Genomic DNA, 25,914 nt, shown 5'->3' on the forward strand with positions numbered 1-25,914 from the left:
GCCAACTCACGGGGCTGCCATGCCGCGCCAATTCGTCGACCTGTCCATCTTTCTTGAAAACGACGTGCTGAGTGATCCGCCGCCGCTGGCGCCGCGCATCCAGTACTTCACCCACCAGCACACCTTCGAGCAGATCGCGCCCTTCTTCCCCGGCCTGCGCCCGCAGGACCTGCCGGATGGGGAAGGCTGGGCGGTGGAGCAGGTGCAGCTGTCCACCCACAACGGCACGCACCTCGATGCGCCCTGGCACTTCCATTCCACGATGGACCAGGCCCTGGGCGACAAGAAGCCGTCCATCGCCATCCACGAGGTGCCGCTGGAATGGTGCTTCCAGCCGGGCGTGAAGCTGGACTTCCGCGACAAGCCCGATGGCTACGTGGTCACCGCCGCCGATGTGCAGGCCGAGCTGGACCGCATCGGCCACCAGCTCACACCGCTGGAGATCGTGGTGGTGAACACCCGCGCCGGCTCGCGCTACGGCCAGCCCGACTACGTGTCGGCCGGCTGCGGCATGGGCTACGAGGCCACCATGTACCTGCTGGAACGCGGCATCCGCCTCACCGGCACCGACGCCTGGAGCTGGGACGCCCCCTTCGAGCACACCGCGCGCAAGTACGGCGCCTCGGGCGATGCCTCGCTGATCTGGGAAGGCCACAAGGCCGGCCGCGACATCGGCTACTGCCACCTCGAGAAGCTGCACAACCTGGAGTCGCTGCCCGCCAGCGGCTTCTTCATCTCCTGCTTTCCGCACAAGATCCGCGGCGCCTCGGCCGGCTGGACGCGTGCGGTGGCCATCTTCGACGACGCGCTGATGGCGTCGGTCTAAGGAGCCCCCAGATGCTCGACTTCACCCATGATCCGCAGGCCACCAGCTGGGTGGCTTCGGCCCAGGCCGCCGGTGGCGACTTCCCCATCCAGAACCTGCCCTTCGGCATCTTCGCGCTGGCGGGCAGCGCCGAGCGGCCGCGCGGCGGCGTGGCCATCGGCGACCAGGTGCTGGACCTGGCCCACCTGGCCGCCGCGCGTGTGCTGGAAGGGCCGGCCCAGGCCGCCTGCGAGGTGGCGGCCGGCCCCACGCTCAATGCCTTCATGGCGCTGGGCCAGCCGGCCTGGCGGGCGCTGCGGCACGGCCTGTTCCGGCTGCTGCAGGCCGATGCACCGGCCGCGCTGCGCGATGCCGTGGCCGCCTGCCTGGTGCCGCAGGCTGGCGTGACCATGAAGCTGCCGGTGGAGGTGCGCAACTACACCGACTTCTACACCTCGGTGCACCACGCGATGAACATGGGCAACCTGGTGCGGCCTGACGATCCGCTGACCGCCAACTTCAAGTGGCTGCCGATCGCCTATCACGGCCGTGCCTCCAGCGTGGTGGTCAGCGGCACCGACTTCCACCGCCCGATGGGCCAGGCCCGCCCCCCTGGCGCCGCGGCGCCGGTGTACGGCCCCTGCTCGCGGCTGGACTTCGAGCTGGAGCTGGGCTTCTTCGTCGGCCGCGGCACGCGCCTGGGCCAGCCGCTGAAGTTGTCCGAGGCCCGCGAACGGCTCTTCGGCCTGTGCCTGCTCAACGACTGGTCGGCCCGCGACCACCAGTTCTGGGAGATGGACCCGCTGGGCCCGTTCCTGGGCAAGAACTTCTGCACCAGCATTTCGCCCTGGGTGGTGACGATGGAGGCGCTGGCCCCGTACCGGCTGCCCTTCGAGCGGCCCGCCACCGACCCGGCGCCGCTGCCCTACCTCGACGCTCCGCAGGAGCGGGCCGACGGCCGGCTCGACATCCAGCTGGAGGTGCGCTTGCAGTCGGCCACCGCGCGCGAACGGGGCCTGCCCGGCGACCGCATCACCGCCACCAGCTTCCGCCACCAGTACTGGACCGTGGCGCAGATGCTGGCGCAGCACACCGTCAATGGCTGCAACCTGGCGCCCGGCGACCTCATGGGCACCGGCACCATCTCCGGCCCCACGGCCGGTGAGGCCGGTGCCATCGTGGAACTGAGCCGCGGCGGTGCGCTGCCGGTGCCCCTGCCGGCCACCGGCGAAGAGCGCCGCTTCCTGCAGGACGGCGATGCCGTCATTCTGCGCGGCTGGTGCGAGCAGCCGGGCGCGGCGCGCATCGGCTTCGGCAGCTGCCAGGGCACGGTGCTGCCGGCCCTGGGGTGAGGGTCAAGGCGGGCGGCTTGCCCGCCGTCAGCCCGAGTGGGCTGCAGGGGGTGTGGGTGGTGTGGGTGGCGTGGGTGGCACAAGCGGCTTGCCGCCCACGCTCCACAGCCCGCTGCGGATTTCCTGCACCACACAGCGGGTCATCGGGCGCATGGCTTCGCCACCCACCCGCACCACGGCTTCGGTGATCTCGGCCATCAGGGCCTGGTGCTGGGCATGGTCCAGCACGCCTTCGAGGATCTTCACGTCGATGAAAGGCATGTTGTGCGCCTCGTTCGGTGTCAGGGCCGACCGGGGCCGCGCTGGCGGAAGCGGGCCTGCCATTGATCCAGCGGCATGAAGGTCGGGTCGTCCTTGACCATGCGTTCGGTGACGGCCAGCAGCTCGGCTTCGCTCTGGTCCAGGTCCAGCGGCGTCCCATAGGGCTGGGCCACGTAGAAGGGCGTGTCCAGGTACACCTCCACCCGGTTGCGCTCGGGGTCGAAGTAGTACAGCGACCAGGCATTGCCATGGTTCATGGGCCGCAGTTCGGTGGCGCCCTTGGCCTGCGCGAGGTCGCGGTTGGCGCGCAGCTCGGCCAGGTCGGGCACCAGGAAGGACAGCTGCATCACCGTGCTGTCGGGCGATCGTTCGCTGCGGCCGGCCGACAGCACCAGCTGGTGGTGCTGGTCTTCGGTGGCGCTCATGAACACCAGCCGGTGGCCGAAGTTCTTGCCCACGCCTTCGTCGGTGATGGTGAGCTTGAACACCGAGGTGTAGAAGTCGACCATGCGGTCCAGGTCGTAGACGTAGATGCCCACATGGGCGGGGGTGGGGCGGGTCACTTTCATCGGTCGTCTTTCACAGGTTCTCTCAATCCTTCTCGATCCTCGCCTCGCGCACCAGCGCGGTCCAGCGCTGCACGTCGGCCGCGATGGTGGCGTGCAGCTCCTCCGGCGTGCCCGCGGCCACCTCGCCGCCGGTGGACTCGGCCAGCTTCTGCCGCAGCGCGGGATCGGCCAGCGCCGTCTTCACCGCGGCCTGCAGCCGTTCGACCACCGCGGCCGGCGTGCCAGCCGGGGCCAGCAGACCGGTCCATGAGCGCACGTCGAAGTCGGCCACGCCCTGCTCGGCCACGGTGGGCACCTCGGGCAGGCCGCTCCAGCGGCTGCGGCCCGAGACCGCCAGCGCCCGCAGCTTGCCGGCCGCGATGTGCTGCAGCGCGGCCGTGGCGGGCACCAGGATGAAGTCCACCTCGCGCCCCAGCGCCGCGGTGACCGAGGCCGCATCGCCGCGGTAGGGCACGTGGGTGGCGGCCAGGCCGGCCTTGTGGGCCAGCAGCGCGCCGGTGAGGTGCTGGCCGGTGCCCACGCCGGCCGATCCGTAGGTGAGCGGCGCCGCGCCCTTGGCCCGGCCCGCGGTCAGCAGCTCCGGCAGGCTGCGCCAGGGCGACTGTGCATGGACCACCACCAGGAACGGAAAGGTGGTGACCGACGAGATGGCCTGGAAGGCCTTGAGCGTGTCGTAGGGCAGCTTGTCGTACAGCGCGGCGGCGATGGCATGGCCACCGGTGGCCAGCAGCAGCGTGTAGCCGTCAGGCCTGGACTTGGCCACGGCGTCGGCGGCCAGCGTGCCGCCGGCACCGGGTTTGGGCTCCACGTTGATCATGGCGCCCAACTGCGGCTGCAAAGCGGCCCCCAGCAGCCGCGCCACCGTGTCGGCATTGCCGCCGGGCGCAAAGCCGTGCATCAGGCGCAGCGGGCGGGTGGGGTAGGCCGGGCCGCCGTTGGCCCAGGCCGCGGGCAGCGGCAGCGCGGCCAGCCCCAGTGCGCCGAGCAGGCGTCGGCGCATGACGTGAACGGTCATGCTTGTCTCCGGTGGTTGTTGTTGTGTGTGGGGTAGGCGGGTTCGGCTGCGGTGGCTAGTCCGCCTGCACGATGGTGTTGCGCAGCACGCCGATGGCTTCGATCTCCACCTCCACCACGTCGCCGGGCACCATGAAGCGCGGCGGCTTCTTGCTCCAGCCCACGCCGCCCGGCGTGCCGGTCACGATCACGTCGCCCGGCACCAGCGTGAAGATGGTGGAGGCATAGGCGATCTGCTGCGCCACCGAGAAGATCATGTTGTCGGTGCGGGTGCGCTGCATCACCTCGCCATTGAGACGCGTCTGCAGCGCCAGCGGGCGGTCGGGCGCGATCTCGTCGGCCGTCACCATCCAGGGGCCGAAGGCGCCGGTCGATTCGAAGTTCTTGCCGGCGGCGATGGCCTTGGCATGGAACTGCCACTCGCGGATGCTGGCGTCGTTGTAGATCGAGTAGCCGGCGATGTGGGCGTGTGCCTGCGCCTCGGAGATGTTGCGGCCCTCCTTGCCGATGATCACGGCCAGCTCGCCTTCCCAGTCCAGCGAATCGGAGCAGTGCGGCCGCACGATGGGGCCCTCATGCGCCGTCTGCGAGCGCCACACGCGCAGGAAGATCGGCGGGTGGGCCGACAGCTCACGGTCCAGCCCGGCGGCCACCACCTCGCGGTGATGGTCGTGGTAGTTGCGGATGGCGCAGACGATCTTCTCGGGCTGCGTGATCACCGGCAGGTAGCGGATGGCGGCCAGCGGCAGGCTGGGGCCTGCGGCGGCAGCATCGGCCGCGGCCTGGTCCAGCCGGCCGGCCGCGATGTAGGCCTGCAGCGTGGGGTACTGCGGCAGGTAGCGGCCCAGGTCGGCCACCTGGTCGCCGGTGGGCGTGGTGAGCACGGCGCCCCAGCTGGCGCGGCCGGCATGTTCGAAGGACAGCAGCTTCATGGTGTGGTGGTCTCCTGCTTGGTGGGTGTGGGGGCGCCGGGCGCCAGGGCCTGCAGCACCGCCTGGGTGTCGGCGCCCAGCGTGGGCGCGGCATGGTCGTAGCGCACCGGGGTCTTGGACAGGCGCAGCGGGCTGGCCACGCCGGGCACGGTGCCCAGCTGTGCATGCGGCAGTTCCACACGCAGGCCGCGCGCCACCACGTGGGGGTCGGCGAACACCTGTTCCAGCGTGTTGATCGGGCCGCAGGGCACGTTGGCCGCCTCCAGCAGCGTGATCCATTCGGCGGTGCTGCGCATCACGGTGGCCTGCCGCAGCAGCGGCACCAGCGTGGCGCGGTGGCGCACGCGCGCGGCATTGGTGGCAAAGCGTTCATCGGCGGCCCACCCGGGGTGGCCGGCCACGCGGCAGAAGGCCGCGAACTGCGTGTCGTTGCCCACCGCCAGGATCAGGTCGCCATCGGCCGTGGGAAAGCTCTGGTACGGCACGATGCTGGGATGGGCGTTGCCCAGCCGCGCCGGTGACTGGCCGGTGACCAGGTAGTTCATCGCCTGGTTGGCCAGGCAGGACACCTGCACGTCCAGCAGCGCCAGGTCCACGTGCTGGCCCTGGCCGGAGCGGTCGCGCCAGGCCAGCGCCGCCAGGATGCCGGTGACTGCATGCAGGCCGGTGAGCACGTCGGTGAGGGCGACGCCTACCTTCATCGGCCCCGCGCCGGGTTCACCATCGGGCACGCCGGTCAGGCTCATCAGGCCGCCCAGGCCCTGGATCATGAAGTCGTAGCCGGGGCGCTGCGCGTAGGGGCCGGTCTGCCCGAAGCCGGTGATCGAGCAGTACACCAGCCGCGGGTTCAGGGCCGACAGGCTGGCGTAGTCCAGCCCGTATTTGGCCAGGCCGCCCACCTTGAAGTTCTCGATCAGCACGTCCGACTGCAGCACCAGCGCCCGCACGGCGGCCTGGCCTTCGGCCGTGGCGATGTCGAGTGCCACCGACCGCTTGTTGCGGTTGGCGCACAGGAAGTAGGCCGACTCGCGGTGCGCGCCCGCTTCATCGGCCACGAAGGGCGGCCCCCAGCCGCGTGTGTCGTCGCCATGCGCGGGGTGCTCGATCTTCAGCACCTCGGCGCCCAGGTCGGCCAGCATCTGGCTGGCCCAGGGCCCGGCCAGCACGCGCGAAAGGTCGAGCACGCGCAGGTGCTGCAGCGAACGGGGAGAAGGCCGGTCTTGTGTCATCTATACGGTTTGGTCAAGTGGCGTGTGCACTCTAGGGGCGGCCCCCTGGGAGAACAATCGATTTGTTTTCACTCACCTGTGCATCAAACTCACAGGTCAGCGCTCTACCTTCGCCCCTCCACCGCATGCGACGCACCATTCCCAACACCGCCGCGCTCACCGCCTTCGAGGCCGCGGCCCGCCATTCCAACTTCACCGCCGCGGCCAACGAGCTGTCGCTCACGCAGGGCGCGGTGTGCCGGCAGGTGGCCTCGCTGGAGGCTTTTCTGCGCACCAAGCTGTTCCGCCGCTCAGGCCGCGGTGTGGTGTTGACCGATGCAGGCGTGGCCTACCAGCGGCAGATCGCGCGCCACCTGGACCAGGTGGAGCGCGACACGCTGGACCTGATGGCCCACCAGGGCCGCGGCGGCTCGATCGAACTGGGCATCGTGCCCACCTTCGGCACTCGCTGGCTGCTGCCGCGCCTGCCCGACTTCGCGCGCCGCCACCCGGACATCACCATCAACCTGTCCAGCCGCACGCGGCCGTTCCTGTTCCAGGACAGCGGGCTCGATGCGTCCATCTTCGCGGGCGACGGCTTGTGGCCGGGTGCCACGGTGGAGTACCTGATGCCCGAGTCGCTGGTGCCGGTGTGCAGTCCGGCGCTCATCCATCCCCGCAAGCGGCTCACGCCGCAGCAACTGGCCAGGCTGCCCCTGATCCAGCAGAGCACGCGGCCTTATGCCTGGCGGCACTGGTTCGATTCGGTGGGCCTGCGCTCGCCGGTGGACCTGGTGGGGCCGCGCTACGAGCTGTTCTCGATGTCGCTGCAGGCGGCCATGGTGGGCCTGGGCGTGGCCCTGGTGCCCGAGTACGACCTGGCCGACGAACTGGCCGCCGGCCGCCTGGTGGTGCCGGTGGACCACCGCTGCCCGAGCGACCGGGCGTACTACTTCGCAGCGCCCGAGAACAAGGGCGCCGACGGGCTGCTCACGCTGTTCCGCGCCTGGCTGGTGGAGCAGGCGCGGCAGGTGGCGGCTGTCTAGTTGTGGGAACCGCGCTTGGATTCTTCGGCCTGGCCGCGCTGGGCCGAGCCCTTCTTGTGCGTGGGCAGCGGCGTACCGGTGGGCGCCGGGTCCTGGCCGGTGCCGGTGTTGTTGATGCGCTCGGCCATCCAGTCGTTGGCGGTGTGTTCGTCGGTGGGCGGTTGCTGCACGGGCAGGTTGCGTTGCGTCATGGTTTTCTCCAGTTCGGAAACCTTGCTTCGGCAATCGTTGTGCCGTCGGTGCGAGACTTGCGGGCTCGACATCTGTTTCAGTGAGGAGCGTGCATGACGACGAATGCCTACCGTGACACCCGGCTGCTGATCGACAACGAATGGGTGGATGCCGCCGATGGCCGCACCCTGGACGTGCTGAACCCCGCCACCGGCAAGCCCATCGGCCGCGTGGCCCACGCCAGCCGTGCCGACCTGGACAAGGCCCTGGCCGCCACCCAGCGCGGCTTCCAGGCCTGGCGCAACACCCCGGCGCACGAGCGTGCCGCCATCATGCGCAAGGCCGCCGGCCTGGTGCGTGAACGGGCCGATGCCATCGCACCGCTGATGACGATGGAGCAGGGCAAGCCGCTGGCCGAAGCCAAGGTCGAGGTGATGTCGGCCGCCGACATCATCGAATGGTTCGCCGACGAAGGCCGCCGCACCTATGGCCGCATCGTGCCGGCCCGCAACCTGGCCGTGCGCCAGATGGTGCTGAAGGAAGCGGTGGGCCCGGTGGCCGCCTTCACGCCCTGGAACTTCCCGATCAACCAGGTGGTGCGCAAGCTGTCGGCGGCGCTGGCCACCGGCTGCTCCTTCCTGGTCAAGGCACCGGAAGAAACCCCGGCTTCGCCGGCCGCGCTGCTGCAGGCCTTCGTCGATGCCGGCCTGCCCGCCGGCGTGGTGGGCCTGGTGTTCGGCAACCCGGCCGAGATCTCCAGCTACCTCATCGCCCATCCGGTCATCCGCAAGGTCACCTTCACCGGCTCCACCCCCGTGGGCAAGGAACTGGCGGCGCTGGTCGGCCAGCACATGAAGCGCGTGACCATGGAACTGGGCGGCCATGCACCGGTCATCGTGGCCGAGGATGCCGACGTCGACCTGGCCATCAAGGCCCTGGCCGGCGCCAAGTTCCGCAACGCGGGCCAGGTGTGCATCTCGCCCACCCGCTTCCTGGTGCACAACCACATCAAGGAACGCTTCATCGACGGCTTTGCCGCCCGTGTGCAGGGGCTGAAGGTGGGCGACGGCCTGGCCGACGGCACCACGCTGGGCCCCTTGGCCAACGCGCGCCGCATCAGTGCCATGACCAAGGTGATGGAAGACGCGCGCCAGAAGGGCGCCCGCATCGTCACCGGCGGTGAGCGTGTGGGCAGCGAAGGCAACTTCTTCGCGCCCACGCTGCTGGCCGACGTGCCGCTGGACGCCGACGTGTTCAACAACGAGCCCTTCGGCCCGGTGGCCGCGGTTCGTGGTGTCGATTCGCTGGAAGAGGCCATCGCCGAAGCCAACCGCCTGCCCTTCGGCCTGGCGAGCTACGCGTTCACCCGCTCGCTGTCCAACGCCCACAAGCTGTCGCAAGACCTGGAAGTGGGCATGCTGTGGGTCAACCAGCCCGCCGCCCCCTGGCCCGAAATGCCCTTCGGCGGCGTCAAGGACTCCGGCTACGGCTCGGAAGGCGGCCCCGAGGCGCTGGAGCCGTACCTGGTGACGAAGTCGGTGGCGATCCTCAACGCGGATTGACGTAGGGCCCCCAAGCTCACTGCGTTCGCGGCCCCCCGAGGGGTCGCGCCCGACCTTGGGGCGGCCCGGCGGTCGGGCCTTCCAGCAGGCCCTTCACGCGCGCCAGCAATGCCTCCAGCGTGAAGGGCTTGACCAGCACGTCCATGCCGGCCGCCAGGTCAGCGGCGCCGAGCGCTGCGTTGTCGGCATAGCCGGTGATGAACAGCACCCGCAGCCGGGGCCGCAGGGCCACGGCGGCGTCGGCCAGTTGGCGGCCGTTGAGCCCGCCCGGCAGGCCGACGTCGGTGACCAGCAGGTCGAAGGGCTGCTCCGTCTGCAGCAGGCCCAGCGCACGCGGGCCGTCTTCCATCGCGGTGACGGTCAGGCCCTGCTCGCGCAGGGCCTCCACCACCAGCATGCGCACTTCTGCGTTGTCTTCCACCACCAGGGCCTGGCCGTCCAGCTTCGGCCCGGCGGCGTGGGTGGAAGAGGCCGCCACCGCGGGCGCCGGCTGCGCCACCGAGGCGTTGCTGCGCGGCAGCAGGATGCGCACCGTGGTGCCCTGGCCCGGCGCCGAATCGATTTGCACCTGCCCGCCCGACTGGCGGGCAAAGCCGTACACCATCGACAGGCCCAGTCCCGTGCCGCGGCCGATGGGCTTGGTGGTGAAGAACGGGTCGAACGCCCGCGCCACCACCTCCGGCGGCATGCCGGTGCCGGTGTCGGTCACGCTCAGCGCCACGTAGTCGCCGGCCGGCAGGTCCAGCGCGGCAGCTTCGTCGGCCAGCTGCAGGTTGGCCAGCGTCAGCTGCAGCCGGCCGCCGTCGGGCATCGCGTCCCGGGCATTGATGCACAGGTTCAGCAGTGCGCTTTCCAGCTGGTCGGCGTCCACGCGCGTGAGCCACAGGCCGGGTGCGGGCGCATGCTGCAGCTCGATGCCGGGGCCCAGCGATCGGTGGATCAGCTCTTCCATGCCCGCCACCAGCTCGTTCAGGTCGGTGGGGCGGGGCGCCAGCGTCTGCCGGCGCGAGAAGGCCAGCAGGCGGTGGGTAAGCGTGGCCGCCCGCCGCGCGGCGCCGCGGGCCGAGGTGATGTAGCGGCCCAGCTCTCCATGGCGGCCGCGGTCGATCAGGCGCTCCATCAGCTGCAGGCTGCCGGTGATGCCCTGCAGCAGGTTGTTGAAGTCGTGCGCCAGCCCGCCGGTGAGCTGGCCCACCGCTTCCATCTTCTGGCTGTGGCGCAGCATCTCCTCGGTGCGGCGCAGCGCATCGGCCTGCTCGCGCTCGGCCGTCACGTCGCGGCCGACGGCACTCAGCGCACCGTCGCCCGGCGTCGCCGTCCACGAGATCCAGCGGTAGCTGCCATCGCGGTGGCGCATGCGGTTGTCGAAGCGGTGCAGCGCATGGCCCTGGGCCAGCTGCTGCAGCTGCGCCAGGCTGGCTTGCCGGTCGTCGTCGTGCACCAGCTGCATCACGTCGGCGCCCAGGGTCTCGTCCTCGCGCCAGCCCAGCAGCTGGGTCCAGGCCGGGTTCACCGCCAGCACCACGCCGTCCAGCCGCGCCACCAGCATCAGGTCGGAGCTGAGCTGCCACAGCCGGTTGCGGTCGGCGGTGCGCTCGGCCACCTGGCGCTCCAGCGAGGCGGCCGCCTCGGTCAGCCGCTGCTCGGCCAGCATCTTGCCGGTGGTTTCCAGCGCGGTGTCCAGCATGCCCAGCACCTGGCCGCGCTCGTCGCGCACCGGGCTGTAGCAGAAGGTGAACCAGGCCTGCTCGGGCCGGCCATGGCGCTCGACCACCAGCGGCAGGTCTTCCACGAAGGTGGCCTCACCGGCGTAGGCGCGCTCCAGCAGCGGCCGGATGTCGGGCCACACCTCGGCCCACACCTCGTCGATCGGCTTGCCCAGCGGCGCCGGCTTGTTGCCCAGCATCGGCCGGTAGGCGTCGTTGTAGAGCAGGGTGCGCTGCGGCCCCCAGGCCATGCACTGCGGAAAGCTGGAGGCCAGCATCATGTTCACGGCCACCCGCAACACCACCGGCCAGCCCGCCGTCGGCCCCAGCACATGTGTCGACCAGTCGAACGCGCGGAACTCCGCGGCCATGCGGCTGTCGCCGGCCGGGAAGTCGTCGGGGGTGGGGGCTGGCGTGGGCAATGGGTGTAACAGGGTGGGCCTGCGCCGATTGTGGCGGCAATGGCCGCCACCGCGAGCGTCCGCGCCGCACCCGCCCAGGCCCTGCCCGAGCGGTCACTCCACCGTGATCGCGCGTGCCTTCACCAGCTTGGCCATGCGATCCAGCTCGCCGGCCACGAAGCGCGCGGCCTCGTTCGCGTCCCCGCGGAAGGGTTCGCCCCCCAGCGCCGTGATGCGCTCGCGCACCTCGGGTGCGGCCATCGCCTGGCGCACCGCGGCCTGCAGCCGTTCGACCACGGCATCGGGCGTGCCCACCGGAGCAAACAGGCCGTTCCACTCATAGCTCTCGAAGCCGGCCACGCCAGCCTGTGCCACGGTGGGCACATCGGGCAGGGCCTTTGAACGTTCACGGCCGGTGACGGCGAGCGCACGCAGTCTTCCGCTCTGGATGTGGCCCAGCGTGGAAGCGACGTTGCCGAAGAACACCGGCACCTGGCCGCCCATCACGTCGTTCAACGCGGGACCCCCGCCCTTGTACGGCACATGCATCATCTGCACACCGGCGCTCTGCTCGAACAGCACGCCAGCCAGATGCTGGGCCGAGCCGTTGCCGGAGGAGGCGAAGGCCACGGAGTCGGGCGCCTTGCGCGCCGCCGTCACCAGCTCGGCCACGGTGCGCGCCGAGAAGCCGGGGTTCACCAGCACCACGTTCGGGAACAGGGCCGTCACGGCGATGGTGCGGAAGGCTTTGCCGCCCTTGTAGGGCGAGGCCGGGAACAGCGTGGGCGTGACCGCGTATGACGATGCGTCGAACAGCAGCGTGTAGCCGTCGGCAGGAGCGCGCGTGACCGCTCCTGCAGCCAACTGGCCGCTACCGCCGGGCCGGTTCTCGACGATCACCGGCTGGCCCAGCGCCTCACCCAGCCGGGGGCCGATCAGCCGCGCCATGATGTCGGCGCCACCGCCGGGCGGGTAGGACACGACGAGCGTCACCGGTTTGGTGGGCCAGGCCTGCGCCAGTGCCGAGGTGATGGGCAGCCAGGCGGTCAAGGCGCAGACCGCGCTGGTCAGCAGGACACGTTTTTTGATCATGAGGGTCTCCGTTGCGTGGCAGATGTGCCGTGATGGGCGCGTGCTGAATCAAATCGGAACAGGCGTGCCGGCGTGTGCAGCAGCACGGCCTGGCGATCGGCGGGCTCGGGCAGCCAGGTGTCCAGCAGGCGGCGCTGCGCCTGGAAATGGATGGACGACTCGAAAAGGGTATGGGGCCAGTCGCTGCCCCACAGCAGGCGCTGCGGACCAAAGCGCGTGAGCAACAGCGGCATGGCAGCCTCTGCGATGGCCTCGCCGCCCGAGCGACCATCGCGGCCACCATTGCGGTAGGCGCCCGACAACTTGACCCACACCCGGCCCGTACCGGCCAGTGCCAGCAGATGCTGGAACCCGGGGTCCTGCACGCCCAAGCGCGGATCAGGCCGCCCGAAATGGTCCACCACCACATCCAGGCCCGCTGCCAGCAACGGGTCCAGCACCGGCGCCAGCCGGGCGGCATGCTGGTGCACTTCAACGTGCCAGCGCAATTGCGCCAGTGCGGCCAGCAGGTGTCGCCAGTCCGGTGCCGCGAAGTCGGGTGCCGGCAGGTCGATCAGGTTGAGCCGGATGCCGACCACACCGGCGCGTTGCATGTGAAGCAGCTCGTCGAGGTGGATGCCCGGTGCCACCACCGCCACACCGCGCAATTGACGCGGGTGGGCCTGCAGCGCTGCCAGCAGGTAGCCGTTGTCGGTGCCCAGGAAGCTGGGCTGCACCAGCACCCCGCCGTCCAGCCCGTGCGCGTGCAAGGTGGCCAGGTAGTCGGCAGGTGTGGCGTCATAGCCCTGCGGGGCGCGTCGCGGGTCCTGGATGGCGAGCTGCCGGGTGAAGACATGCGCGTGGCTGTCTATGCCGAAGGTGGGGGCGCTGTCCGCGGTGTGCATGAGTCCGGTGTTGACTTCAGAATTGGTGTAGTCATCTATATAACTAGAACACTACTGTAGTGAGTCGCGCGGCTGGCGGCATCGGTGGAACTACGTGGCCCCCAGCCTGCCTGCTGCTAAAGTTCTTCGGCCCGCCTCCCCACCCGACGAATCGATGAACCGCCTGTCGGCGCACGACGAACGCCTGCCGCTGTACCAACGACTGCGTGACGATCTGCTGCAGCGCATCGCTTCCGGTGAATGGGCGCCGGGCGCCGCCATTCCGACGGAGGCCGAGCTGACGCAGGCCTACGGCCTTGCCACCGGCACAGTGCGCAAGGCCATCGACATGCTGGTGGCCGAAGGCGTGCTGGTGCGTGCCCAGGGCAAAGGCACGTTTGTGCGCCGGCCAGACTTCGGCAATTCGTTGTTTCGCTTTTTCCGCTTCCGCAGCCGCGCGGGCAGCGATGTACGGCCCAGCGCCCGGGTGCTGTCGCGCGCTCTGCGGGTGCCGCCGGCCGACGTGCGACAGGCGCTCGGCATGGGCGACGAAGCCATGGGCATCTATCTGTCGCGGTTGCGCCTGATCGACGATCAGCCGGTGCTGGCCGAGGACATCTGGCTGCCACGCGAGCGCTTCGAGCCGCTGGTGGAGATCAAGCTCAAGGATTTTCCCGATCTGCTGTACCCGCTGTACGAAACGAGCTGCCGGCAACTGGTCGCATCGGCCCGCGAGCGTCTGACCGTGGAGAGCGCGGGCAAGGCCATCGCAGACCGGCTGTCGCTCGCGCCGGGCGCCCCCGTGATCGCCGTGCAGCGGCTTGCATTCGACTTCGCTGGCACGCCCGTGGAGTGGCGATGCACACGCGGCGCGGGCGATGGGTTTCAGTACGAAGTGGACATCCGCTGAAGACCAGGTTAACCCTTAGGTCATCCACAGCCTAAAGCCCGGGCCGCCCCCGCCCTATTGCCCGCACCCCCGCCCGCCTCCTAGAGTGCGTGACCAGCGAGGTGACGATGCCCAGCCCCCTTCATGACCCCGGTGCCCCAGTGGTGCCTGCCAACGACGCGCTGCCTGCGCCGCTGCCGACGCCGTCGGCCGATGCGGCGGCGGTGCGGCGGATCGCCGAGCCCTTTCAAGACACGCCCGGCGGGCTGCTGCCCGCCCTGCACGCGGTGCAGGATGCGCTGGGCCATGTGCCGCGCGAGGGCGTCCCGGTGATCGCCGAGGTGTTCAACCTCTCGCGGGCCGAGGTGCACGGCGTGCTCACGTACTACCACCACTTCCGCACCGAGGCGCCGCCGCGCCACGTGGTGCAGGTGTGCCGGGCCGAGTCGTGCCAGGCCATGGGTGCCGAGGCGCTGATGGCCCATGTGCAGCTCACCCTCGGCTGCGGCGGCCACGGCCAGGCGCACGGCAGCCGCTCGGCCGATGGCCGCTTCGGCGTGGAGCCGGTGTACTGCCTGGGGCTGTGCGCCTCGTCGCCCGCGCTCGCGGTGGATGGTGAACCGCATGCCCGCATGAGCCCGGCACGCTTCGATGCTTTGATCGCGGAGCACATCGCCGAACAGGCGGAGGCTCAAGCATGACCGCGCTCGACGCCATCACCGTCTACGTGCCGCGCGATTCGGCCGCGCTGGCCGTGGGTGCCGACCGCGTGGCCCGCGCCATCGCCGCCCAGGCCACTCAGCGCGGCTTGAACGTGCGCCTGGTGCGCAACGGCTCGCGCGGGCTTTTCTGGCTGGAGCCGCTGGTGGAAGTGGTCACGACGCAGGGCCGCATCGCCTACGGGCCGGTAGACCCGACCGACGTGCCCGGCCTCTTCGAAGCCGGTTTCCTGCAGGGCGGTGCGCACGCGCTGGCGCTGGGCCCCACTGAAGAGATCCCGTTCCTCAAGCACCAGGAGCGCCTGACCTTCGCCCGCATGGGCATCGTCGATCCGCTGTCGCTGGCCGACTATGAGGCCCATGAAGGCTATGCCGGCCTGCGCCGCGCGCTGGAACTGACGCCTTCGCAGGTGGTGCAGCAAGTGCTGGACTCCGGCTTGCGCGGGCGCGGCGGCGCGGCCTTTCCGGCCGGCATCAAGTGGAAGACGGTGGCCGGCACCACGGCGCCGCAGAAGCACATCGTCTGCAACGCCGACGAGGGCGATTCGGGCACCTTCTCCGACCGCATGACGATGGAGGGCGACCCCTTCGTGCTGATCGAGGGCATGACCATCGCCGGCCTGGCGGTGGGGGCCACGCAGGGCTGGATCTATGTGCGGTCCGAATACCCGCACGCCATCGCCACGCTGGAATCGGCCATCGCCATCGCGCGCCAGGCTGGCTACCTGGGCCCCGACGTGATGGGCTCGGGCCGCGCCTTCGAGCTGGTGGTGCGCAAGGCCGCGGGCGCTTATGTGTGCGGTGAAGAAACCGCGCTGCTGGAAAGCCTGGAGGGCAAGCGCGGCATCGTGCGCGCCAAGCCGCCGCTGCCGGCCATTGAAGGTTTATTCGGTCAACCCACCGTGATCAACAACGTGATCACGCTGGCCACGGTGCCCATCATCCTGGCCAGGGGAGCCGATTTCTACAAGCACTACGGCATGGGCCGTTCGCGGGGCACGCTGCCCTTCCAGCTGGCCGGCAACCTGAAGCACGGCGGCCTGGTGGAAAAGGCCTTCGGCCTGACGCTGCGCGAGCTGCTGTTCACCTTCGGCGGCGGCAGCGCCAGCGGCCGGCCGATCAAGGCGGTGCAGGTGGGCGGGCCGCTGGGCGCCTACCTGCCTGAATCGCAGTGGGACCTGCCGCTGGACTACGAGGCTTATGCGGCCGTGGGCGCGGCGGTGGGCCATGGCGGCATCGTGGCGCACGACGACAGCGCCGACATGTCCAAGCTGGCCCGCTACGCGATGGAGTTCTGCGCGCTGGAAAGCTGTGGCAAGTGCACGCCTTGCCGCATCGGATCCACCCGCGGGATGGAAGTGATCGACCGCATCACGCTGCACCGCCAGCAGCCCGCCGCCCATGCGCAGCAGGTGGCGCTGCTCAAGGACCTGTGCGACACGATGCTCTACGGCTCGCTGTGCGCCATGGGCGGCATGACGCCTTACCCGGTGATGTCGGCTCTGAACCATTTCCCCGAAGACTTCGGCCTTTCCACCCCGCAACGCGAGGCGGCCTGAGAGCCGGCAGGAGAACCCCCATGCTCGACGCCTACCCCGAGATCGACCACGGCACGCCCCGCCGCGAATCCGCCCAAGAGGTGACGCTGGAGATCGACGGCCAGCAGGTGACGGTGCCGCAAGGCACCTCGCTGATGCGCGCGGCCATCGACGCCGGCGTGCAGGTGCCCAAGCTCTGCGCCACCGACAGCCTGGAGCCCTTCGGTTCGTGCCGGCTGTGCCTGGTGGAGGTGGAAGGCCGCAAGGGCTACCCCGCCAGCTGCACCACGCCGGCCGAGGCCGGCATGAAGGTGCGCACCCAGAGCCCCAGGCTGCAGGAGCTGCGCAAGGGCGTGATGGAGCTGTACATCAGCGACCACCCGCTGGACTGCCTGACCTGCGGTGCCAACGGCAATTGCGAGCTGCAGGACATGGCCGGCGTCACCGGCCTGCGCCAGGTGCGCTACGGCGTGGGCGACCAGTACGGCGGCGCCCACCACCTGAACAGCGCCAAGGACGAGAGCAACCCGTACTTCACCTACGACCCGTCCAAGTGCATCGTCTGCAACCGCTGCGTGCGGGCCTGTGAAGAGACGCAGGGCACCTTCGCACTCACCATCAGCGGCCGCGGCTTCGAGTCGCGCGTGTCCGCCGGCATGGACGAAGCCTTCATGGACAGCGAATGCGTGAGCTGCGGCGCCTGCGTGCAGGCCTGCCCCACCGCCACGCTGCAGGAAAAGACGGTCATCGAGCTGGGCCAGCCCGAGCACAGCGTGACCACCACCTGCGCCTACTGCGGCGTGGGCTGCGGCTTCAAGGCCGAGATGAAGGGCGCCGAGGTGGTGCGCATGGTGCCGTGGAAGAACGGCGCCGCGAACGAAGGCCACTCCTGCGTCAAGGGCCGCTTTGCCTGGGGCTACGCCACCCATGCCGACCGCATCACCACGCCGATGATCCGCAAGAAGATCACCGACCCGTGGCAGGTGGTGAGCTGGGAAGAAGCCATCGGCTACGCCGCCAGCGAATTCAAGCGCATCCAGGCCCAGCACGGGCGCGACTCGATCGGCGGCATCACCTCCTCACGCTGCACCAATGAAGAAACCTACCTGGTGCAGAAGCTGGTGCGCGCGGCCTTCGGCAACAACAACGTGGACACCTGCGCGCGGGTGTGCCACTCGCCCACCGGCTACGGCCTGAAGCAGACGCTGGGCGAATCCGCCGGCACGCAGACCTTCAAATCGGTGGAGCAGGCCGACGTGGTGATGGTGATCGGCGCCAACCCCACCGACGGCCACCCGGTGTTCGCCTCCCGGCTGAAGAAGCGGCTGCGCGAGGGTGCGCAGCTCATCGTCATCGACCCGCGCCGCATCGACCTGGTGAAGTCGCCGCACATCCGCGCTGCCTTCCACCTGCCGCTGCGCCCGGGCACCAACGTGGCGGTGCTCACCGCGCTGGCCCACGTGATCGTCACCGAAGGCCTGCTGGCGCAGGACTACATCGCCGAGCGCTGCGACGCCAAGTCCTTCGGCGAATGGATGGAATTCGTCGCGCGGCCCGAGCATTCGCCCGAGGCCACCGAGGCCGTCACCGGCGTGCCCGCGGCCGACCTGCGTGGGGCCGCCCGGCTGTATGCCGGTGCGGGCAACGGCGCCATCTACTACGGCCTGGGCGTCACCGAGCACAGCCAGGGCTCCACCGCGGTGATGGCGATCGCCAACCTGGCCATGGCCACCGGCAACGTGGGCCGCGAAGGCGTGGGCGTGAACCCGCTGCGCGGCCAGAACAACGTGCAGGGCTCGTGCGACATGGGCTCGTTCCCGCATGAGCTGCCGGGCTACCGCCACGTCAGCGACCTGGCCACCCGCACGCAGTTCGAGCAGGCTTGGGGCGTGGCCATCCAGCCCGAGCCGGGGCTGCGCATTCCCAACATGTTCGAGGCGGCGCTGTCGGGCAGCTTCAAGGGCCTGTACTGCGAGGGCGAGGACATCGTGCAGTCCGACCCCAACACCCAGCACGTGGCCGCCGCGATGATGGCGATGGAATGCATCGTCGTGCAGGACCTGTTTTTGAACGAGACGGCCAAGTACGCGCATGTGTTCCTGCCCGGCTCCTCGTTCCTGGAAAAGGACGGCACCTTCACCAATGCCGAGCGGCGCATCAGCCGCGTGCGCAAGGTGATGCCGCCCAAGGCCGTGTATGCCGACTGGGAGGTGACGCAGCTGCTGTCCAATGCGCTGGGCTACCCGATGAACTACGGCCACCCCGAAGAGATCATGGCCGAGATCGCGGCGCTGACGCCGACCTTCCGCGGCGTCACCTACCGCAAGCTCGACGAGCTGGGCAGCGTGCAGTGGCCCTGCAACGACGACGCGCCCGAGGGCACGCCGATCATGCACATCGACCAGTTCGTGCGTGGCAAGGGCCGCTTCATCCTCACCCAGTACGTGCCCACCGACGAGAAGGTGACGCGCCGCTTCCCGCTGCTGCTGACCACCGGCCGCATCCTGTCGCAGTACAACGTGGGCGCGCAGACGCGCCGCACCGACAACAACCGCTGGCACAGCGAAGACAGGCTGGAGATCCACCCGGTGGATGCCGAGGACCGCGGCATCCGCCACGGCGACTGGGTGGGCGTGCAAAGCCGCGCCGGCGAGACGGTGCTGCGCGCGGTGATCAGCGAGCGCATGCAGCCGGGGGTTGTCTATACAACCTTCCACTTCCCGGAATCGGGCGCCAACGTCATCACCACCGACAGCTCCGACTGGGCCACCAACTGCCCCGAGTACAAGGTGACCGCTGTGCAGGTGATGCCGGTGGCCCAGCCCTCGGAGTGGCAGCAGTCGTACAGCCGCTTCAACCAGGTGCAGAACGAGCTGCTGCAGCAGCGCCAGCCGGCCGACGCGGCCGCGGTGGTGGGCAAGTAAGGGGGCCCGCGCATGCATGCAGACAACCTGGTGCGCATGGCCAACCGCATCGGCCAGTTCTTCGAGGCCATGCCCGACCGGCCCGAGGCGCTGGAGGGCATCGCCCAGCACATCCAGCGCTTCTGGGAGCCGCGCATGCGCCGTGCGCTGCGCGCCCACCTGGCCGACGAGGCGGCGCTGGCCGAGCATCCCCTGCTGCCCATCGTGCGCGAGGCCCTGGACACCCACCCGCAGGTGCTGGAATCCGCCACCGCGCCAGCGGGGTGATCGTGTCCGTTGCACCATGGCACCTTCTGTTGCAAACGGGAGGTTGCCTGGATGGACACGGTCTACACCGACGAACAAGTGACGGCGCGGCTGGCGCAGGAGCTGCCGCAATGGACGCTGGAAGGCGGCTGGCTTCGCCGCAAATACAAGACCAGCGGCTGGAAGGCCACGCTGATGGCCGTCAACACCATCGGCCACCTGGCCGAAGCCGCCTGGCACCACCCCGACCTGTCGGTGAGCTACGCCTTCGTCACCGTCAAGCTGGTGACGCATTCGGCCAAGGGCATCACCGACAAGGACTTCGCGCTGGCGCGCAAGATCGAGGAGGTGCTCATGTGGCAGCCCGGCACCGAGCCCGGCGCCGCGCTGGAGGGCACGCCGGACGATCCGCGCTTCAAGTACCTCAAGTACGACTGACTGCCACGCCTTCCGCCGTCCGGCGGGATGACAGTCTGTCCCCGCCCCGGCACAGGCGCAGCGTGCGGCGGCGGCTTGACCCGGGGATGACCCCGGGTTGACCCTCGGGGGAACGGGGTTTGCTTGCGATGGGGGCGATGTCCACCTGTACACCCACCCGCGGCGCCGACGCGGGCCCGCCAGCGGGCCTGGCGTCCGCGCACGATAGCGCGCTGGCGCGCCCGGGCACGGTCACGTTGCGGGCGCCGGGCCGGCTGCACCTGGGTTTCCTCGACCCGGCCGCCACGCTGGGCCGGGCCTTCGGCAGCATTGGTTTGGTGATCGACGGCTTCGAGACCGCGGTGGCGGTGTCGGCAGCGCGCGCTGACGACGTCGTGGCCGGCACGCCTGCCGCCCAGGCGGAGCTGGAACGTGCTGCCCGCCACCTGGCCGCGCTGCGCCGCCACAGCGGCCGCACCGAGCCCTTGCGGCTGCAGCTGCTGGACGTGCTGCCGGCGCATGCCGGCTTCGGCTCGGGCACCCAGCTGGCGCTGGCGGTGGGCCGGGCCTTTGCGCACTGGCACGGCCTGGCGGTGGACACGCCCACGCTGGCGCATTGGCTGGGCCGCGGCCTGCGCTCTGGCGTGGGCATCGCCGGCTTCGACCAGGGCGGCCTGCTGGTGGACGGCGGCCCCGGCCCCGACGGCCGGCCCGCGCCGCTGCTGGCGCGCCTGCCGCTGCCCGCCGCCTGGCGGGTGCTGGTGGCGCAGGACGACACGCTGCATGGCCTGTCGGGCCAGCGCGAGAAGCAGGCCATCGCCACGCTGGCGCCGCTGCCGCAGGCGCTGGCCGCCGACATCTGCCACCAGGTGCTGATGCGGGTGCTGCCCGGCGCCGCCACTGCCGACCTGGCCGGCTTTGCCGCCGGCATCAACCGCGTGCAGCAGGTGCTGGGCGAACACTTCGCGCCGGCCCAGGGCGGCTGCTACACCAGTCCGGCGGTCGGCCGGCTGATGGACGGGTTGCTGCGGCTGGCGCCCGGCGCCGTGGCCGTGGGCCAGAGCTCCTGGGGCCCCACCGGCTTTGCCATCGTCGCCAGCGCCGCCCAGGCCGATGCGCTGGCCACCGCCGCAGCCGCAGCCGGCCTGCTGCCGCCCGGCCTGCGGCTGCGCAGCGTGGCCGCGCGTGCCCATGGCGCCACCCTGGCCGATACCCGCGGGCGCTGAAGCCGCCTTGCCCGCTCCACCCACCGAACACCGAAAGCCCGCGATGGACCGTCCCTACATCCTCCACATGTTCACCCCGGGCAAGCAGATGAGCCCGTTCGACATCAACATGGCGGCCGATGCCGGCTACCAGCTGGTGGTGCCGTATGCGGACGTGGGCCTGGACGCCATCCGCAACCTGACGCAGGACACCATCTTCTCGCGTGGGCCCAAGGGCGTCAGCCGCACCGGCATCTTCATCGGCGGGCGTGATGCGCTGCTGGCCGCCGACATGCTTGCGCGCGCGCAGGAGAGCATGGTCAAGCCCTTCATCGTCTCGCTGATGGCCGACCCCAGCGGCGCCTACACCACCGCCGCCGCCATGGTGGCCTGCGTGGAAGGCCAGCTGATGCAGCAGCACGGCTGCAAGCTCGATGGCCTGCGGGTGGTGGTGCTGGGCGGCACCGGCCCGGTGGGCCGCATCGCCGGTGTGCTGGCGGCCATGGCCGGCGCGCAGGTGCAGCTGAGCAGCCGCAACGGCATCGACGCCGCGGAAGAAGCCGCCCACGAGACGGCGCAGCGCTTCGGCGTCACGCTGCACGGCGTGTCGGGCGGCGACCGTGCGGCCATCCGCACCTCGGTGGCCGATGCCGACGTGATCCTGGCCTGCGCCGCCGCCGGCGTGCAGGTGCTGAACAAGGACGACCTGGGCGTGGCCACCGCGCTGCGCGTGGCCGCCGACGTCAACGCCGTGCCGCCCGAGGGCATTGCCGGCGTGGGCGTGATGGACGACGGCAAGCCGATCGAAGGCGCACGTGAAGGCGCGGTGGGCATCGGCGCGCTGGCCATCGGCAACGTGAAGTACCAGACCCAGCACCGGCTGCTGGTGCAGATGTGCCAGGGCGAAAAGCCCTCGGTACTGAGCTTTGCCGAAGCCTTTGCCAAGGCGCGCGAGATCGTCGCTGAAAAGCATGACTGAGCCCAGGCCATGACCATCCTGGCGGTCGCGGGCGTCTCGGCCCGGGCCATGGCCGAGGCGGCGGTGCGCGATGGTTTCCAGGCCATTGCGCTGGACCTCTTCGGCGACGTGGACACCTGCCGCACCGCCGCACGCTGGCTGCCGCTGGGCGAGCCCGGCGCGCTGCAGATCGATGCCGACTGCACGCTGTCGGCGCTGCGGCTGCTGGCCCAGCGGGGCGACGTGGCGGGCTGGGTGCCCGGCAGCGGCTTCGAGGGCCTGCACGAGGTGATCGCCGAAGGCGGCGCCTGGCTGCCGCTCATCGGCAACCGGCCCGAGACGGTGCGCCGCGTGCGCGATCCGCGGGTGTTCTTCCGCGTGCTGGCGGCGCTGGGCGTGCCGCATCCCCGTGTGTCGCGCACCGCGCCGGCCGACCGCCGGGGCTGGCTGCTCAAGGACATGCGCGGCTGCGGCGGCTGGCAGGTGGGGCCCGCGCCCGAGGCCGAGGCCGGCAGCCCGGCCCCCGCCCACCACGTGTACCAGCAGCAGGCGCCCGGCGTGCCGATGTCGGCCACCTTCGTGGCCGACGGCTACCGCGCGCGGGTGCTGGGCTTCAACCAGCAGATCGTGCAGCCGGTGGGCGACCGGCCTTGGGTGTTCGCCGGCCTGGTGGGCCCGGTGGCGGTATCACCGGTGGTGGCGCACGAGGTGGCGGCGGCCGCCAGCGTGCTGGCCGGCGCCTTCACGCTGCGCGGGCTGGGCAGCCTGGACTTCATGCTCGACGGTGAGCGCTGGCTGGCGCTGGAAGTGAACCCGCGCCCGCCGGCCAGCCTGTCCTGCTACCCCGAGGCGGCGCCGATGGCCGCCCATGTGCGCGCCTGCGTGGAAGGTGTGCTGCCCGCGGCCAGCCCCGCCCCCACCGCACCGGTGCGGGTGGAGGGCCACCGCATCGTGTTCGCGCCGCGCGCGTTGCGCCTGGCCGATGGTGTGGCCGCGGCACTGGCGGCCCGCGCGGCCACGCACGACCTGCCATCGGCCGGTGCCCGCTTCCAGGCGGGCGACCCGGTGTGCAGCGTCAGCGCCCATGGCGACGATGCCGAACAGGTTTGGGCCCGGCTACAGGCCGCCCATGCCGATGTCCATACTTTGCTGGAGACAAGCTGATGAACCTGGTGAGCGTGAATGCCGGTGCCCGGCTGCTGGTGGAGCAACTGCTGCGGCAGGCCGACACCCTGGGCGTGGCGGTGCGCCACGACGAGCGCGGCGTGTGCATCGTCGATGCCGGCATCGAGTCGCCGGGCAGCGTGGCCGCAGGCCTGCTGGTGGGCGAGATCTGCATGGGCGGCCTGGGCCATGTGGCGCTGCGCAGCGGCGGCAGCGACTGGCCCACCTGGCTGGACGTGCGCAGCTCGCAGCCGGTGCTGGCCTGCCTGGGCAGCCAGTACGCCGGCTGGAGCCTGGCCGCCAGCAAGGAGGAAACCGGCGGCAAGAAGTTCTTCGCGCTGGGCTCGGGCCCGGCGCGGGCACTGGCCGGCAAGGAAAAGCTGTTCGGCGAACTGGGCTACCGCGACCAGGCCACCCAAGGCGTGCTGGTGCTGGAGGTGGACCGCGCGCCGCCCGCGGTGGTCATCGACAAGGTGCTGCGCGACTGCGGCCTGGCGCCCGAGGGTTTGACCCTCATCCTCACGCCCACCAGCAGCCCGGCCGGCACCACGCAGGTGGTGGCGCGGGTGCTGGAAGTGGCGCTGCACCAGGCGCATGAATCGGGCTTTGCGCTGGCCGACGTGATCGACGGCAGCGGCAGCGCGCCGCTGCCCGCGCCCAGCCCCGATGGCGTGGAAGCCATGGGCCGCACCAACGACGCCATCCTCTACGGCGGTCGGGTGCACCTCACGGTCAAGGGCAGCGACGAGGCGGCGCGCACGCTGGCCGCCAAGCTGCCCTCGGGCAATTCACGCGACCATGGCCGCTCGTTCGCCGAGATCTTCAAGGAAGTTCAGTTCGACTTCTACAAGATCGACCCCGCGCTGTTCGCGCCGGCCGAGGTGTGGGTCAGCAACATCAGCAGCGGCAACACCTGGCATGGCGGCGCCACCGACATGGACCTGTTGCGCCGCCTCTGGCTGAAGGAGGCCGCCGCATGAGGGTGGCCATCTTCACCGACGAGGTGGGCTGGCACACCCGGCAGCTGCAGGCCGCGCTGCGGCTGCGCGGCGCGGTGGGGCGCTGCATCGACCTGGCCGATTGCCATGTGGACACCACCGCCGCCTGGCATGGCCTGGTGATCCCCGGCTTTGGCCGGGCGCTGCCCGATGCGGCCCTGGTGCGCGGCATCGCGGCCGGCAGCTTCGAGGCGGTGACCAAGCGCCTGGGCGTGCTGCATGCGCTGCGGGCGCTGGGCGTGCCCGTCTACAACGAAGGTCAGGCCATTGAGCGCAGCGTCGACAAGTCGATGACCAGCCTGCTGCTGCAGGCCGCGGGCGTGGCCACGCCGCCTACCTGGGCCACCGAATCGGCCGCCCAGGCGCAGCGCATCGTGATGCGCGAAAGCGCCGCCGGCCATGCGCTGGTGCTCAAGCCGCTGTTCGGCTCGCAGGGCAAGGGCTTGATGCGCGTGGGCCTGGTCGATGGCACACACGTGCCGCTGCCGCCGATGCAGCAGGTGGCCGGGCGCCTGGCCTACCTGCAGCGCTTCGTGCCGCAGGCCGATGCCACGCGCCCCGGCTTCGACTGGCGGGTGCTGGTGGTGGGCGGCCGCGCCATCACCGCGATGCGCCGCGTCAGCCCGCACTGGATCCACAACGTGGCCCAGGGCGCGCGCTGCGAGCCTGCGCCGCTGGAAGACGGCCTGGTGCAAGCCGCCGAAGCCGCGGCCGGCGCGCTGCAGATGGACTATGCGGGTGTGGACCTGATCCCGTCGCCGCAGGGCATCCAGGTGCTGGAAGTCAACGGCGTGGCGGCCTGGCGCGGGCTGCAGCAGGTCACGCGCTTCAACATCGCGCAGGCGCTGGTGGCCGACCTGATGGACCGCAAGATGGCGCAAGCCCTGCAGCGCCGCGCATGAGGCCCCAGGACGCGAACGCCGCTGCCCGGGCCGCCTTCGTGCGCGCCTGCACGCTGGACGTGATGGTGCGCAAGCCCGGCAACGTGAGCGTGGCTTCGGCCGGCCATGGCATGCAGGCGCAGCAGTTCATCGCCAGCGCACGGGCGGCATCGCAGCCCTTGTTCGAGCCTGGCGCGCCCGTGGGTGCCCGCATCGAAGGCGCGGTGCGTGCCAGCTGGGCCGCGGCCGGCTGCAACACCAACCTGGGCATCGTGCTGCTGTGCGCGCCGCTGGCCGCGGCCTTCGAGCAGCAGGCCGGCGGTGCGGCCACCGGCCTGCGCGCCGCGCTGGCGCGCACGCTGCAGGCGCTGGACCTTGATGACGCCGCCGCGGCCTTTCGTGCCATCGCCCATGCCAACCCGGGTGGCCTGGGCCAGGCACCGCAGCAGGACGTGCATGCGGCGCCCACGCTGGGCCTGCGCGAGGCCATGGCCCTGGCGGCCCACCGCGACTTCATCGCACGGCAATACCAATCGGACTTTGCGGCCCTGTTCGACATCGGCCTGCCGGCCCTGCCTTCCTCGTTTTCACTGATGGCGGACGGCACGGCCGCTGAAACCAGCGCTGCGGTGCAGGCGGTCTACCTGGCCTGGCTGGCCGCGGTGCCCGATTCACACATTGTGCGCAAGCACGGCGAGGCCGTGGCACACAGTGTCATGACCGCGGCGCAAGGCTGGCAGTGCTCTGCCGCGGCCCAAGCGGGCCAGCTGGACGCAGACCCGGCCTTCATCGCCTGGGACGAAGCGCTGAAATCCCGGCGCATCAACCCCGGTACGACGGCCGATCTGACGGTGGCCACGCTGCTGCTGCACGGCCTGCAGGCCCTGTTGCAGCAGCCCTGGCCGGCATGGCACGGAACGTGATAACTCCGGTGGCACGCTGGCCATCAGGCCAGTGTCGTGGTACCCGCAAGACCCTACACAGGAGATAACC

25 protein-coding genes are annotated in these 25,914 nt (G+C 70.7%); 16 read left to right on the forward strand and 9 right to left on the reverse strand.

From position 1 onward, the window contains the following. Positions 1-19 precede the first annotated feature (19 nt). Both MW290_RS07835 and fahA read left to right on the forward strand, forming a co-directional pair. A complete protein-coding gene (locus MW290_RS07835) occupies positions 20-826 on the forward strand; it encodes a cyclase family protein (RefSeq protein WP_250194121.1) in 807 nt (268 codons plus the stop codon). Positions 827-837: 11 nt separating this feature from the next. Further along, positions 838-2,157 (forward strand): fumarylacetoacetase, encoded by a 1,320-nt coding sequence (gene fahA, locus MW290_RS07840; protein ID WP_250194122.1) that lies wholly within the window; start codon positions 838-840, stop codon positions 2,155-2,157. A gap of 27 nt (positions 2,158-2,184) precedes the next feature. On the opposite strand, the gene MW290_RS07845 is transcribed toward fahA, so the two are convergent. The 5 genes from MW290_RS07845 to MW290_RS07865 are packed head-to-tail and all read right to left on the reverse strand — an operon-like array spanning position 2,185 to position 6,162. Beyond that, on the reverse strand, positions 2,185-2,418 hold the full coding sequence (locus MW290_RS07845) for a tautomerase family protein (protein WP_250194123.1): 234 nt from the start codon (positions 2,416-2,418) through the stop codon (positions 2,185-2,187). A gap of 20 nt (positions 2,419-2,438) precedes the next feature. Further along, a complete protein-coding gene (locus MW290_RS07850) occupies positions 2,439-2,987 on the reverse strand; it encodes a VOC family protein (protein WP_250194124.1) in 549 nt (182 codons plus the stop codon). 22 nt (positions 2,988-3,009) lie between these two features. Next, on the reverse strand, positions 3,010-4,002 hold the full coding sequence (locus tag MW290_RS07855; RefSeq protein ID WP_250194125.1) for a tripartite tricarboxylate transporter substrate binding protein: 993 nt from the start codon (positions 4,000-4,002) through the stop codon (positions 3,010-3,012). 55 nt (positions 4,003-4,057) lie between these two features. Beyond that, positions 4,058-4,933 (reverse strand): fumarylacetoacetate hydrolase family protein, encoded by an 876-nt coding sequence (locus MW290_RS07860; protein ID WP_250194126.1) that lies wholly within the window; start codon positions 4,931-4,933, stop codon positions 4,058-4,060. Then, the gene (locus MW290_RS07865) at positions 4,930-6,162 is read right to left on the reverse strand and encodes a CaiB/BaiF CoA transferase family protein (RefSeq protein ID WP_250194127.1); all 1,233 of its coding nucleotides are present in this window, start codon (positions 6,160-6,162) and stop codon (positions 4,930-4,932) included. The genes MW290_RS07860 and MW290_RS07865 overlap by 4 nt, the downstream gene beginning before the upstream one ends. A gap of 125 nt (positions 6,163-6,287) precedes the next feature. On the opposite strand from MW290_RS07865, the gene MW290_RS07870 reads away from it, so the two are divergent. Further along, entirely contained in the window at positions 6,288-7,187 is a 900-nt protein-coding gene (locus MW290_RS07870; RefSeq protein ID WP_250194128.1) for a LysR family transcriptional regulator, read from the forward strand. On the opposite strand, the gene MW290_RS07875 is transcribed toward MW290_RS07870, so the two are convergent. Then, on the reverse strand, positions 7,184-7,378 hold the full coding sequence (locus tag MW290_RS07875) for a hypothetical protein (RefSeq protein ID WP_250194129.1): 195 nt from the start codon (positions 7,376-7,378) through the stop codon (positions 7,184-7,186). The two genes, MW290_RS07870 and MW290_RS07875, sit on opposite strands and share 4 nt — an antisense overlap. Before the next feature lie 93 nt (positions 7,379-7,471). Here MW290_RS07875 and MW290_RS07880 point away from each other — a divergent pair, with 93 nt between their 5' ends. Beyond that, positions 7,472-8,920: an NAD-dependent succinate-semialdehyde dehydrogenase gene (locus tag MW290_RS07880; RefSeq protein WP_250194130.1), complete on the forward strand. Its 1,449-nt coding sequence runs from the start codon at positions 7,472-7,474 to the stop codon at positions 8,918-8,920. Positions 8,921-8,936: 16 nt separating this feature from the next. Here MW290_RS07880 and MW290_RS07885 read toward each other — a convergent pair whose 3' ends face one another. The 3 genes from MW290_RS07885 to MW290_RS07895 form a co-directional block, all read right to left on the reverse strand. Further along, the gene (locus tag MW290_RS07885; RefSeq protein ID WP_250194131.1) at positions 8,937-11,048 is read right to left on the reverse strand and encodes a PAS domain-containing hybrid sensor histidine kinase/response regulator family protein; all 2,112 of its coding nucleotides are present in this window, start codon (positions 11,046-11,048) and stop codon (positions 8,937-8,939) included. A 93-nt stretch (positions 11,049-11,141) separates the two neighbouring features. Next, positions 11,142-12,119 carry a tripartite tricarboxylate transporter substrate binding protein gene (locus MW290_RS07890; RefSeq protein ID WP_250194132.1) on the reverse strand — a complete coding sequence of 326 codons (978 nt, stop codon included), beginning with the start codon at positions 12,117-12,119 and terminating at the stop codon, positions 11,142-11,144. Further along, positions 12,116-13,003, reverse strand: a complete 888-nt coding sequence (locus MW290_RS07895) for an amidohydrolase family protein (RefSeq protein ID WP_250194133.1) — start codon at positions 13,001-13,003, stop codon at positions 12,116-12,118. Before MW290_RS07895 ends, MW290_RS07890 begins: the two co-directional genes overlap by 4 nt. Before the next feature lie 154 nt (positions 13,004-13,157). Here MW290_RS07895 and MW290_RS07900 point away from each other — a divergent pair, with 154 nt between their 5' ends. From MW290_RS07900 to MW290_RS07955, 12 genes are all read left to right on the forward strand, one after another. Next, entirely contained in the window at positions 13,158-13,892 is a 735-nt protein-coding gene (locus tag MW290_RS07900) for a GntR family transcriptional regulator (protein WP_250194134.1), read from the forward strand. A gap of 143 nt (positions 13,893-14,035) precedes the next feature. Beyond that, a complete protein-coding gene (locus MW290_RS07905) occupies positions 14,036-14,572 on the forward strand; it encodes a formate dehydrogenase subunit gamma (RefSeq protein WP_375142725.1) in 537 nt (178 codons plus the stop codon). Next, positions 14,569-16,149 (forward strand): formate dehydrogenase beta subunit, encoded by a 1,581-nt coding sequence (locus MW290_RS07910; RefSeq protein ID WP_250194135.1) that lies wholly within the window; start codon positions 14,569-14,571, stop codon positions 16,147-16,149. The genes MW290_RS07905 and MW290_RS07910 overlap by 4 nt, the downstream gene beginning before the upstream one ends. Positions 16,150-16,169: 20 nt before the next feature. Further along, positions 16,170-19,052, forward strand: a complete 2,883-nt coding sequence (gene fdhF / locus MW290_RS07915) for a formate dehydrogenase subunit alpha (RefSeq protein WP_250194136.1) — start codon at positions 16,170-16,172, stop codon at positions 19,050-19,052. A 12-nt stretch (positions 19,053-19,064) separates the two neighbouring features. Then, entirely contained in the window at positions 19,065-19,319 is a 255-nt protein-coding gene (locus MW290_RS07920) for a formate dehydrogenase subunit delta (RefSeq protein ID WP_250194137.1), read from the forward strand. Positions 19,320-19,370: 51 nt separating this feature from the next. Then, positions 19,371-19,736: a 4a-hydroxytetrahydrobiopterin dehydratase gene (locus tag MW290_RS07925; RefSeq protein ID WP_250194138.1), complete on the forward strand. Its 366-nt coding sequence runs from the start codon at positions 19,371-19,373 to the stop codon at positions 19,734-19,736. Positions 19,737-19,873: 137 nt separating this feature from the next. Further along, complete coding sequence (locus MW290_RS07930) at positions 19,874-20,941, forward strand: beta-ribofuranosylaminobenzene 5'-phosphate synthase family protein (protein ID WP_250194139.1); 1,068 nt, start codon at positions 19,874-19,876, stop codon at positions 20,939-20,941. A gap of 43 nt (positions 20,942-20,984) precedes the next feature. After that, entirely contained in the window at positions 20,985-21,899 is a 915-nt protein-coding gene (locus MW290_RS07935) for an NAD(P)-dependent methylenetetrahydromethanopterin dehydrogenase (protein WP_250194140.1), read from the forward strand. A 9-nt stretch (positions 21,900-21,908) separates the two neighbouring features. After that, on the forward strand, positions 21,909-23,042 hold the full coding sequence (locus MW290_RS07940; RefSeq protein ID WP_250194141.1) for an ATP-grasp domain-containing protein: 1,134 nt from the start codon (positions 21,909-21,911) through the stop codon (positions 23,040-23,042). After that, positions 23,042-24,022, forward strand: a complete 981-nt coding sequence (gene mch / locus MW290_RS07945; RefSeq protein WP_250194142.1) for a methenyltetrahydromethanopterin cyclohydrolase — start codon at positions 23,042-23,044, stop codon at positions 24,020-24,022. Before MW290_RS07940 ends, mch begins: the two co-directional genes overlap by 1 nt. Beyond that, positions 24,019-24,942, forward strand: a complete 924-nt coding sequence (locus tag MW290_RS07950) for an ATP-grasp domain-containing protein (RefSeq protein ID WP_250194143.1) — start codon at positions 24,019-24,021, stop codon at positions 24,940-24,942. Before mch ends, MW290_RS07950 begins: the two co-directional genes overlap by 4 nt. Then, positions 24,939-25,844 (forward strand): triphosphoribosyl-dephospho-CoA synthase, encoded by a 906-nt coding sequence (locus MW290_RS07955; RefSeq protein ID WP_250194144.1) that lies wholly within the window; start codon positions 24,939-24,941, stop codon positions 25,842-25,844. The genes MW290_RS07950 and MW290_RS07955 overlap by 4 nt, the downstream gene beginning before the upstream one ends. The last annotated feature ends 70 nt before the right edge of the window (positions 25,845-25,914 follow it).

The sequence above is a fragment of the Aquincola tertiaricarbonis genome (assembly GCF_023573145.1).
Taxonomy (GTDB): domain Bacteria; phylum Pseudomonadota; class Gammaproteobacteria; order Burkholderiales; family Burkholderiaceae_C; genus Aquincola; species Aquincola tertiaricarbonis_B.